General features: G+C 71.9%; 10 protein-coding genes, 1 pseudogene and 1 riboswitch. Of the genes and pseudogenes, 2 read left to right on the top strand and 9 right to left on the bottom strand.

What is annotated here, in order from left to right:
* Positions 1-53: 53 nt before the first annotated feature.
* The 5 genes from BIU95_RS15030 to BIU95_RS15010 form a co-directional block, all read right to left on the bottom strand.
* Positions 54-668, bottom strand: a complete 615-nt coding sequence (locus tag BIU95_RS15030; protein ID WP_017888565.1) for a superoxide dismutase — start codon at positions 666-668, stop codon at positions 54-56.
* A 44-nt stretch (positions 669-712) separates the two neighbouring features.
* Positions 713-1,222 (bottom strand): flavin reductase family protein, encoded by a 510-nt coding sequence (locus BIU95_RS15025; protein WP_042538085.1) that lies wholly within the window; start codon positions 1,220-1,222, stop codon positions 713-715.
* A gap of 141 nt (positions 1,223-1,363) precedes the next feature.
* The gene (locus BIU95_RS15020; protein ID WP_017888563.1) at positions 1,364-2,887 is read right to left on the bottom strand and encodes an MFS transporter; all 1,524 of its coding nucleotides are present in this window, start codon (positions 2,885-2,887) and stop codon (positions 1,364-1,366) included.
* A 213-nt stretch (positions 2,888-3,100) separates the two neighbouring features.
* Entirely contained in the window at positions 3,101-4,108 is a 1,008-nt protein-coding gene (locus tag BIU95_RS15015; RefSeq protein ID WP_042538087.1) for a LacI family DNA-binding transcriptional regulator, read from the bottom strand.
* Positions 4,087-6,123, bottom strand: coding sequence for an aldo/keto reductase (locus BIU95_RS15010; protein ID WP_042538089.1), 2,037 nt, complete (start codon positions 6,121-6,123; stop codon positions 4,087-4,089). The genes BIU95_RS15015 and BIU95_RS15010 overlap by 22 nt, the downstream gene beginning before the upstream one ends.
* Before the next feature lie 155 nt (positions 6,124-6,278).
* Between BIU95_RS15010 and BIU95_RS15005 the strand changes: the two genes are divergently transcribed.
* Together BIU95_RS15005 and BIU95_RS18820 are read left to right on the top strand one after the other, a co-directional pair.
* Positions 6,279-6,827: a TetR/AcrR family transcriptional regulator gene (locus BIU95_RS15005; protein WP_017888560.1), complete on the top strand. Its 549-nt coding sequence runs from the start codon at positions 6,279-6,281 to the stop codon at positions 6,825-6,827.
* Between the two features lie 66 nt (positions 6,828-6,893).
* The gene (locus BIU95_RS18820) at positions 6,894-7,064 is read left to right on the top strand and encodes a hypothetical protein (RefSeq protein WP_017888559.1); all 171 of its coding nucleotides are present in this window, start codon (positions 6,894-6,896) and stop codon (positions 7,062-7,064) included.
* A gap of 91 nt (positions 7,065-7,155) precedes the next feature.
* Here the strand turns inward: BIU95_RS18820 and ribH are convergent, their stop codons facing one another.
* The 4 genes and pseudogenes from ribH to BIU95_RS18815 all read right to left on the bottom strand — a co-directional run.
* On the bottom strand, positions 7,156-7,635 hold the full coding sequence (gene ribH, locus BIU95_RS15000) for a 6,7-dimethyl-8-ribityllumazine synthase (RefSeq protein ID WP_071252031.1): 480 nt from the start codon (positions 7,633-7,635) through the stop codon (positions 7,156-7,158).
* 53 nt (positions 7,636-7,688) lie between these two features.
* Positions 7,689-8,321: pseudogene (gene ribB, locus BIU95_RS14995) on the bottom strand (3,4-dihydroxy-2-butanone-4-phosphate synthase); the annotation flags it as partial.
* Complete coding sequence (locus BIU95_RS14990) at positions 8,321-8,995, bottom strand: riboflavin synthase (RefSeq protein ID WP_042538091.1); 675 nt, start codon at positions 8,993-8,995, stop codon at positions 8,321-8,323. The pseudogene ribB and the gene BIU95_RS14990, both read right to left, overlap by 1 nt.
* Before the next feature lie 94 nt (positions 8,996-9,089).
* Positions 9,090-9,224: riboswitch (FMN riboswitch) on the bottom strand.
* Between the two features lie 252 nt (positions 9,225-9,476).
* A partial coding sequence (locus BIU95_RS18815; RefSeq protein WP_071252029.1) for a hypothetical protein occupies positions 9,477-10,699 on the bottom strand: 1,223 nt, incomplete at its 5' end.

The following is a 10,699-nucleotide window of genomic DNA, read 5'->3' as shown; positions in this document are numbered from 1 at the left end:
GCACCGTGCCTCCCGTTCGTCAGGTCGTCACCGTGGCGACCCGCCGACGCGGATCAGAGCGTGACGAACCGCTGCGACTTCGCGTTCTCGAAACGAGCGGCGACGTTCTCCCAGTCGACGATGTTCCAGACGGCCTTGACGTAGTCCGCCTTGACGTTGAGGTAGTCGAGGTAGAAGGCGTGCTCCCACATGTCGAGCATGAAGATCGGGACGAGACCGAACGGGATGTTGCCCTGCTGGTCGAAGAGCTGGAACGTGGTGAGCTTCTGGCCCACGGTGTCCCAGGCCAGCACGGACCAGCCGGAGCCCTGGATGCCGTTCGCGACGGCGGCGAACTGCGCCTGGAACTGCTCGAACGAACCGAAGAACTCGTCGATCGCCGCGGCGAGCTCGCCCTCGGGGACCTTCGTGTCCGGACCGAGGTTGGTCCAGAAGATCGAGTGGTTCACGTGACCACCGAGGTGGAACGCGAGGTCCTTCTCGAGCTTGTTGATCGCACCGAAGTTGCCCGACTCACGGGCTTCACCGAGCTGCTGCAGCGCGGTGTTGGCACCGGTGACGTAGGCCTGGTGGTGCTTGTCGTGGTGCAGCTGCATGATCTTGCCGCTGATGTGCGGCTCGAGCGCGGCGTAGTCGTACGGCAGTTCCGGCAGGGTGTACTCAGCCATGTGAGGTCCTTTCGATCAGTGGGTTGTGGACGCGGCTCCGCGGCTCACGAGAGCCGGGAACGATCGGTGAGGGAGTGGAATTCCCGGTTGTGGTAGACCAGCGGCTCGCCACGGTCGGCGCCGACGATGATGTCGAGCACCTCGGCGACGACGACGGTCGAGCTGCCGATCGGGGTCGTCGACAGCGGTCGGCAGCGGAGGGCACTCGCCGCACTCGGCAGGTAGCGGTCGCCGGACGGCAGGGTGCCCCAGATCGGGTCGTCGGCCGCCGGGCTGCCCGTCGAGGCGAAGCGCTTGGCCAGTGCGACCCCGAGGGAGTCGACCAGGTGCACGACGAAGATCGGCGCACCGAGCACGACCCCGGCCGAGCCGGAGTTGGTGGAGAGCGAGAAGACGAGGACGGGTGGGTCGACGGCGACGCTCGCGACGCTCGACGCGGTGAGGCCGGTCGGTCCGTCCGGGCCTTCGGCCGTGATGACGGCGACGCCGGCAGGGTGCCCGCGGAACGCGGACTTGTACGCGTCGGCGATGGTGGCCGGTGCTTCGTCGGGCATGGTGATCGTGGTCGTTCCTTCGGGAGGGGCTGCCGTCACTCGGCGGCTGTCACCCAACGTATGACCTGAACCCTGGTTGAGGTCAACGATTCACAGGTTCGAGGACGGCCGGGCGCGCCGTGGCGACGACTCCGCGCCCGCTCAGCGGCGCTTGAGCATGACGAGCGCACCCGCTGCCGCCACGACCATGAGCACCGCCGCGACGCCCGCGGTGATCGTCACGCCGGAGTCGAACGCCGCCCGTGCCGACTCGAGCAGTGCCTGCCCGGCGCCACCACCGAGCTGACCGGCCGCGGCGACCGCGCCACCGAGGGTCTCCTGTGCCGCGACGTGCGCCGACGAGGACAACCCGTCGGGCACCACGACGTGCGCCCGGTAGGTCGTCGCCAGGATCGTGCCGAGGACCGCGGTGCCGAGCACGGCACCGATCTCGTACGCCGTCTCGGACATCGCCGATGCCGCACCCGCCTTGTCCGCCGGTGCCGTCGAGATGATGAGGTCGTTCGTCACCGTCTCGGACGCCCCGATGCCGATGCCGAGCAGCACGAACGCGAACGCCAGGGCCGCGATGGACGCGTGGTGTCCGAGGACCGCGACGAGGGCGTACGCCGCCGCCGAGAACAGCAGCGCCACCGACACGACCCACCGCGGTGCGACCCGGGCGACGACCGGCACGACCGCGAGCCCGGCGACGATGGTCAGCACCGACCCCGGGATGAGCACGACGCCGGACGCGAACGGATCGAGCCCGGCCACGAGCTGCAGGTGCTGGGCGATGAAGAACAGGAACCCGGTGAGCGAGAACATCGCCGCCAGGTTCATCAGCACGCTGCCGGTGAAGGCCGTGCTGCGGAACAGCCGCAGGTCGAGCATCGGCGTGCGGGACCGCAGCTGCCGGCGGACGAACGCGATGCCGCAGACGACACCGACGGCGAGCATGGCGATCGCGAGCCCCCGCTCCTCGGGGTGCACGACGGACTTGATGGCCCAGGCGATCGGTGCGAGGGCTCCGAGGGACAGGAACATGCTCGGCAGGTCGACCGGCCCGGGCAGCGGGTCGCGGGACTCCGGCACGCAGAACGGCACACCGACGAGCATGAGCACGAGGATCGGCACCGCGACCAGGAACACGCTGCCCCAGTGGAAGTGCGCGAGCAGGGCGCCACCGACGAGCGGGCCGAGCGCGTTGCCGGCGGCGAACATCGTCGACCAGACGGCGAGCGCCATCCGCCGCTCCCCCGCGTCGACGAACACGTTGCGGATGATCGACAGCGTGGCGGGCATGAGCATCGCGCCGAAGACCCCCATCGCGATCCGTGCCGCGACGAGCATCCAGGCGTCGGTCGCGAAGGCCGCGGCCACCGAGAACAGGGCGAAGCCGGTCGCGCCGATCACCAGGATCCGCCTGCGGCCGATCCGGTCGCCGATGCTGCCCATGACGACGAGCAGTCCGGCGAGCACGAGCGGGTACGCGTCCACGATCCAGAGCTGCGTGGTGGCGTCCGGGTTCAGCGCGCGGCTGATCGACGGCAGCGCGAAGCTCAGGATGGTGTTGTCCACCGAGATGAGCAGCACCGGCAGCATGAGCACGGCGAGCGCCAGGAACCGTCGGGCGCGGCTCCCGGTGACGCGGGTGGCGACGGGGCTGGTGAGCAGTGCGGACACGGCGGACTCCTGGGACTTCGAGCCGGACCAGGTCGACGGCGGGTGGTACGTGGGGCAGACGAGACGGGACGCGGGATGGACACGCGCCCCGTCAGGACTCCGTTAGTGTACCGTCCGGACGGTTTTGGTTGCAAGTGCAACTGACGACGGCCGGGAGGCCCGTGGCGGTCGCGCCGTCTGCCGTCGGGCCGTCCTCTGGTCGCGTTCTCGGACCTACGCCGATTCGCGGAGCAGCAACCGGTGTCGCACCGTGCGCTCCACGGCTGCGCCGGAGCGCGGCAGCTCGCCCGCGAGCATGCCGAGCGCGAGGTCGAGGGCCTGGCCGGCGACCTCGTCCAGGTCGACGGCCAGCGTGGTGAGTGTCGGCGCGACGAGCGTCCCGAGCGGCAGGCCGTCGACACCGACCACGCGGACGTCACCGGGGACGTCGACGCCGGCACGACGGCACGCCGACAGCACGCCGAGGGCCAGCACGTCGTTGAACGCCAGGACCGCGTCCACACGGCGGTGCTCGGCGAGGATCCGCTCGGTCTGCTCGGCACCGGCCTCGGCGGTGGGCACGGACGCGATGACGAGGTCGGGCAGGTACCCGCGGTGCCGCAGCGCCGCGACCATGCGCTCCCCCCGCTGGCTCGGCACACCGTCGGCGGCGGCGTCGAGCACGACGGGGTGCTTCACCCCGGTGTCGACGAGGTGGTCGGCGAGGTCCTCGATCGCGGCGGTCGGGTCGATCCGGACCGCGGCGCGGGTCACCGGGCCCGAGGGGTCGAGCTCGACGACGGGGACCGAGCCGAGCCGTTCGATCCACTCCGGCGCCCGGGACCCGAGGTAGCCGATCACGACGTCGGTCTGCGCGCCGAGGGACTCCACCATCCGGTCCGAGTCGCTCGCGAGCCCGACGTCCGCGAGCATGACGTTCCACCCGCGAGCGGCGGCCAGGCCGAGCACCGCCGACGCGAGCGCGGGGGCGTAGGGGTTCCGCAGGTCGTTGACGACGAGTCCGAGCTGGTGGTCGCCGCCGGTGACGAGCCCGCGGCCGAACCGCGACGGCCGGTAGTCGAGCGCCGCCGCGGCCTGGAGCACGCGGTCCTTGGTCGCCGCGCTGATGCCGGACATGCCGTTCATCGCGCGGGTGACGGTCTGCCGGGACACCCCGGCGGCCGCGGCGACGTCGATGATCGTCGCGCGGCCGCCCGGGGTCAGGCGCGGAGGTCCAGCCATGCCACCTGTTCCGGGGTGAGGTCGACGGAGAGGCCGGTCATGGACGACCGGGCCTCCGCGATCGTACGGGGTCCGAAGAGCGGGAACGTCGGGAACGGCTGGTGGAGCACGTACGCCAGGGCGATCGCCGTCGCCGGGACGCCGAACTGCTCCCCGAGTTCGCGTGCACGCCGGAGCCGCTCGAAGTTGTCGTCCGAGTAGTAGCAGCGGACGAGCTCGGCGTCACTGGTGTCCTCGGGCGTCGCGCGGCCGGTGAAGAAGCCGCGGGCCTGCGACGACCACGGCAGCAGCGGGACCTGGCGCTCCTCGAGCCAGGCCTTCGACGCGGCGTCGGTCGCGTGCTCGCAGCCGTCCCACGGCACGTCGTACGCCTCGGCGAGGCCGAAGTGGTTGCTCAGGACCTCGAACCCGTGCTTCCCGTTGGCCCGGGCGTAGGCGTTCGCCTCGTCGAAGCGTGCGGGGGTCCAGTTCGAGCCGCCGTAGACGCGGATGCGGCCGGCACGACGGTGCTCGTCGAGCACGTCGACGAACTCCCCCACCGGGATGTCCGGGTTGTCCCGGTGCATCATGTAGATGTCCGCGTAGTCGGTGCCCTGTCGGTCCAGGCTCTCGAGCAGCTGCCGGGTGATCGACTCCGGGTCGCAGTGCGGGGTGTGGGCCCCCTTCGTGATGACGACCACGTCCTCGCGGATCCCCCGGTTCTGGATCCACTTGCCGAGCCGCCCCTCGAGCACCCCGCCGCCGTAGATGTACCCGGTGTCGAAGACGTTGCCGCCCTGCTCGACGAACAGGTCGAAGATCGCGCTGGCGTGGGCCAGGTCGGGCTGGTTGTCGACGCCCATCACCAGGCGGGACATCCGCTTGCCGACCCCCGGCACCTCGCCGTACCGCATCGGGTTGCCGTCCTGCACGGCGAGCGGTCGGCCGGACACCGTCGGGATGTCGGCGGACTCGGCCTCGAACGGGTAGCGCAGGCCGATCGCCGCGCGCCACCGGTCGAGCGTGCGCGCGGTGGCGAGGGTCTCGTCGATGGTCATCTGCGCTGCCTCGACCGCACCGGCACGCAGGGCGTCGGTGGTGGCGTCGGCCTCTCGGGCGTAGGGGTGCTCTCCCGCGAAGGAAAGCGAACGAGGGGGTTCGTCGACCGTGCGGATCTCGATCGTGGGGTCGTCGCCGAGCGTCCAGGGGTCGGTGAGGACGATGCGGCCGCGCGTGCCGTACACCGACACCGCGTTGTCGTCCTGCACGGAGACGCCGGTGCGGACCGCCGCCGTGATCCCACCCTTGTAGGTGAGCTGCGCCACCGTCCACTCGTCGACGCCGGTCGGTCCGAGCGTGCCGGTGGCGGTGAGGTCCACGGGCTCGGCGACCGCGACCCCGGTGGCGGCCTGCACGATCGCCGCGGCCATCGTCACCGGGTAGCCGCCGACGTCGAGGATCCCGCCGCCGGCGGTGTCGACGTCGAACAGCCGTCCGGTGCGCTCCCCCGTCCGGAACGCGAACGAGGCGTCGATGTGGGTCACGTCGCCGATCACGCCGTCGCGGACCAGGTCGACCAGCGCCGCGGTCTGCGGGTGGAAGCGGTACATGAACGCCTCGACGAGCGGCAGGCCGGCCTGGCGAGCGGCATCGGTCAGCGCCATCGCGGTGCCGTGGTTCACGGCGAGGGGCTTCTCGCACAGCACGGCCTTGCCGGCCTGGAGTGCGGCGAGCACGAGCCGGGCGTGCCCGGTGTGCACGGTCGACACGTAGACGGCGTCGACGCGCGGGTCGGCGAGGACCTCGTCGTAGGTGCCGGCGGTCACGTCGGCGAACCCGTACCCGGCAGCCTCGTCGGCGAAGACCTGTGCGCGTTCGGTCGAGGAACTACCGGCCGCCACCAGGACGCCCCCGCTGGCGGGCAGCTGCGAGAGGAAGCGTCGGGCGATGCCGCCGGGGCCGAGGACGGCCCACCCGGGGCGGTCCGTGGTGGTCGGGGTCGGGGTGGTGGCGGTGTTCGCCGTCTGCGCTGACATGCGGATCCTTGTCGTCTCGTGAACCTTCACGGTCGCTCCGACCGTAGCCCCTGCGGGCGCGATCAGCAACGGGCACACGGCACTTCGTGAGCGTTCACGGCGACCGCGGCCGTGCTGGCGTCCGCGCCCCCGGGAACTGCTCCTAGACTCTCGGCATGGCCAGTGCCCGCGACCGTGTCCTCGACAGCTTCGTCGCCATCGTGTGCGAAGAGGGCGAGCGCCCCGCCACCCTCGACGCCGTCGCCGCGCGCGCCGGTGTCTCGAAGGGTGGGCTGCTCTACCACTTCGGCTCGAAGGCCGCCCTGGTCGAGGGGCTCTGCGAACGGCTGTCGGACCTGTCCGCGATCGACGTCGAGCGCATGCAGGACGCCGAGGACGGCGCCGCGCGCTACTTCGTCCGCAACTGCCTGTTCGTCGGCAGCGAGCTCGACCTCGCCCTGCTCGCCGCGAGCCGCCTGCAGCAGGCCGGCTACGAAGAGGCGGGTCGCACCCTCGACGACACCGAGAACGCCTGGCTCACGACACTCGTCGACGCCCTGGGTGACGAGCCGACCGCGCAGGCCGTCAAGCTCCTCGGCGACGGGCTGTACCACCAGGCCTCACTCGGGGCCGCGAGCGAGGTCCGACCGAAGCGCGGCAGCGTCGACATGGAGACCCTGCTCGCCGTCGTCGACCGGCTGATCGCGACCCGACCCGGCGCGTGAACCGACACACCCCCTGCTGGGGATAGACTGGGGAACGATCCACTCGTCGACACCCGGAGGTATCCCGTGGGCCGCGTCATCGCCGCTGTTTTCTCGATCCTGCTGCTGCTGGTGTCGATGTACCTGTTCGGGTTCGCCTTCCAGGTCGAGTCGGGCCAGGCCTTCGTCTTCATGGCGGGTGTGCTCCTGATGAGCCTCTCCTTCTTCCTGCCGATCCACGTGTTCGGCAAGCGCTAGCGAGCGCAGCCGCTCGACGAGCGCAGACAGAACGGCCCCGCACCTCACCGGTGCGGGGCCGTTCTGCGTGGAGCCTCAGGCCGAGAGCAGCTCAGACCAGGACGCGCAGCGACCGCAACGTCACCGCGGTGCTGATCGCGGCGTGTGCGGCCTCGGCGCCCTTGTCCTCCTTGGAGCCGGGCAGCCCCGCACGGTCGAGGCCCTGCTGCTCGTCGTCCAGGGTGAGCACACCGAACCCGACGGGCTTGCCGGTGTCGATCGCGACCTGCGTCAGCCCGGTCGTCGCGGCGCCCGAGACGTACTCGAAGTGCGGGGTGCCACCGCGGATGATGACGCCGAGCGCGACCGCGGCGTCGAAACCGGCGCCGAGCGCGGTCTTCGCGACCACGGGCAGCTCGAAGCTGCCGGGGACGGGGATGACGTCGGCCGTCGCCCCGAGCCGCTCGACCTCGCGCTGCGCCCCGGCCAGCAGTCCCGCAGCGATCGTGTCGTGCCACTGTCCGGCGATGATGGCCACCCGGATCCCGGTGCCGTCGACCTGGTCGCGGTCCGCCGCGCCTGCTCCGCTCATCGTGTCGTTCCTTCCGTGGGCGCGGCAGTCGCTGCCGCCGCCCGGTCTGCCGCGTCCAGCCACTCGGCGAGCGCAGCGATGGTGATGACGGGCACGCCTTCGCGCGCCCCGAGTGCGACGAGCGCCGGCAGTCGCATCATGCTGCCGTCCTCGTCGACGATCTCGCAGATCGCCGCAGCGGGACGGAGTCCGGCCGCGGTGACGAGCTCGATCGCTGCTTCGGTGTGCCCGGCGCGCTCGCGGACCCCACCCGGTCGGGCGCGCAGGGGCACCACGTGGCCGGGTCGGTGCAGGTCGTCGCGCACCGAGTCCGGGTCGGCGAGGACCCGCAGGGTGCGGGCGCGGTCGTGGGCGCTGATGCCCGTGGTCACACCGACGGCCGCATCGACGGTGACCGTGTAGGCCGTACCGCGGACGTCCTCGTTGTGCGCCACCATCGGCGGCAGGTCGAGCGCATCGGCGATCTCGGTGCTGACCGGCGCGCAGATGAACCCGGACGAGTGCGCGACCGTCCAGGCGATCCACTCTGGCGACGCGAGCTCGGCGGACAGGATGACGTCGCCCTCGTTCTCACGGTCCTCGTCGTCGACGACGATGACGGGGCGGCCCGCCGCGATCGACGCGATCGCGGTCTCGATGCTCGACGAGCCGAGCGCCTGCGGGACGGTGCCGGCCTCGGCGACCATCACCGGGCCTCCGATCCGGCGGTCTCGAGCGGCTGCGCGGCGGTCTCGAGGGACTGCGCCGCGGCGTCGAGCCGCAGCATGCGGCGGACGTGCCGGGCCAGCACGTCGGTCTCGACGTTCACCCGGTCACCCGGCACACGGAGCCCGAGCGTCGTGGCCTCGAGCGTCTCGGGGATCAGGCTCACCTCGAACCAGGCGGCGTCGGGGTGGGTGTCCTCCGGGGAGACGGCGCTGACCGTGAGCGAGACCCCGTCGAGCGCGACGGAGCCCTTGTCGACCACGAGCGGGCTGAGCGCCGGCGCGAGCGAGAACCGCACACGCCGCCAGCCGTCGCCGTCGGAGGTCTCGAGCACCGTGGCGGTGCCGTCGATGTGGCCCTGCACGATGTGTCCGCCCAGGCGGTCGCCGACCGACGCAGCGCGCTCGAGGTTCAGGCGGTCCCCCACCCGGAGTGTGCCGTGGGCGCTCATGTCGAGGGTCTGCTTCATGACGAAGGCGGTGAAGGTCTCGGGGGTCTGCTCGACGACGGTCAGGCAGACACCGCTCGTGGCGATCGAGTCGCCGTGCCGGGCGTCCTGCACGACGACGGGGCCGTGCACGGTGAGCGCGACGGAGTCGCCCTGCTGCTCGACGGCGGTGACGGTGCCGAGTTCCTCGATGATGCCGGTGAACACTGGTGTCCTCTCAACGGGACTCCGGGGGCGTTCGACGATCGTCGGCATCGACGGACGGGTCGCACCCCACGGGTCGTGGAGTCGTCCTGTCCGCCCAGCGCGCCTCCCATCCGGACTTTCACCGTCGGTCCCGGATTTCCACCGGGTCAACATCTGGCGGGTTCGCACCCGTCGTCAGTTCGTGGACTGTCACCACCGGCTCGGATTTCCACCGACCCCGGAGCGCTTGCGTAGTCGGAACGATACCCCAGGCCGCTGACGGCCGCGCTCTGCTCGTGAGCGCCGTCGTAACCGGGCGTCTCCCCCCGGACGGGTCCGGCGTCCGCGGTGTCCGTCGTCCAGACCGCGACGATCCACGAGTCGATCGACGAGCGGTCCGTCGGAACATGCACACGCATCCGATGCGCCGACGTGACCGGAGGTCTCCCCGGGCAGGGTGACGAGGGGCGCCACGGTATGACGCCCCTCGATCACCCGGCGGTCAGTGCCGGCGACGGAGCACGAGCGTGCCGGCTCCGGCGAGGAGCAGCAGGAGCGCGAACCCTGCCGGCAGGACCGGCGAGCCGGCTCCCGTGTACGCGAGCTCCGGCTGGCCGTCACCGGCCGCGGCGGCTGCCGCGACGGTCCCGGCGCTGGTCCGGACCCCGCTGGTGGCGGCGGTCGTGGTGGTCGCCACGCCAGCTGTGGAGGCCCGGGTCGGCTCGACGACGTCGACCACACCCACGGGGGTGGTCACGGTGCCGGGCTCGGTGCCGGTTCCGGGGTCCGTCCCGGTGGGGACGGTTCCCGGGTCGGTCCCGGGGTCGGTGCCGGGATCCGTGCCGGGGTCGGTTCCGGGGTCCGTGCCGGGGTCGGTGCCGGTGCCCGGGGTGGTGCTGGCGCCGTCACCGACGATGCCGATCCCGTTGCCACCGATGGTGACCGGCAGGCTGATCACGGGGGTCATCTGCGTGCCGGAGAGCGGACCGCCGTCACCGGAGGTCGTGCCGCCGGTCGTCGGTGTCGTGGAGCCGGTACCGGTGGCCGGAGCCGTCGTGCCGGTGCTCGTGCCGTCACCGACGATGCCGATCCCGTTGCCACCGATGGTGACCGGGACGGCGACGACCGGGCTGACCTGCGTGCCCGACGCTGTGCCGTCCGAACCCGAGGTCGAACCACCGGCGGCCGGAGCGGTCCCGGTGCCCGTGGTCGTGCTTGCGGCCGGAGCCGTGCTCGCCGAGGTACCCGTCCCGAGCAGTCCGATGCCGTTGTCCGCCACCGTGACCGGGATCGAGACCACCGGTGACACCTGCGTGCCAGAGGCCGTCCCGTCCGAACCCGAGGTCGAACCACCGGCCGCCGGGGCGGTCCCGGTGCCCGTGCTCGTGCCTGCGGCCGGAGCCGTGCTCGTCGAGCTGCCGTCACCGAGGACGCCGATGCCGTTGCCACCGATCGTCACCGGGACGTCGACCAGCCCGGTCACCTGGGTGCCGGAGAGCAGTCCGTCGGTGCCCGAGGTGGTCGGCGCTGCCGGGGCCTCGGCGGCCGGGGCCGTCGGGGTCGTCGGTGCCGTTGCCTCGGGGGCGGTCGATGTCGACGTGCCGTCACCCAGGACGCCGATGCCGTTGCCGGACACCGTCACCGGGGCCGTCACGGTCGGGGCGACCTGGGTGCCGGAGGCGGTGCTGTCCTGCCCCGAGGTGCTCGGAGCGGGAGCCGCCGGAG

This window comes from Curtobacterium sp. MCBA15_007, from assembly GCF_001864905.1.
GTDB classification, from domain to species: domain Bacteria; phylum Actinomycetota; class Actinomycetes; order Actinomycetales; family Microbacteriaceae; genus Curtobacterium; species Curtobacterium poinsettiae.
The sequence above is the reverse complement of the archived record's forward strand: the minus strand, read 5'-3'. Positions and strand labels throughout refer to the sequence as shown.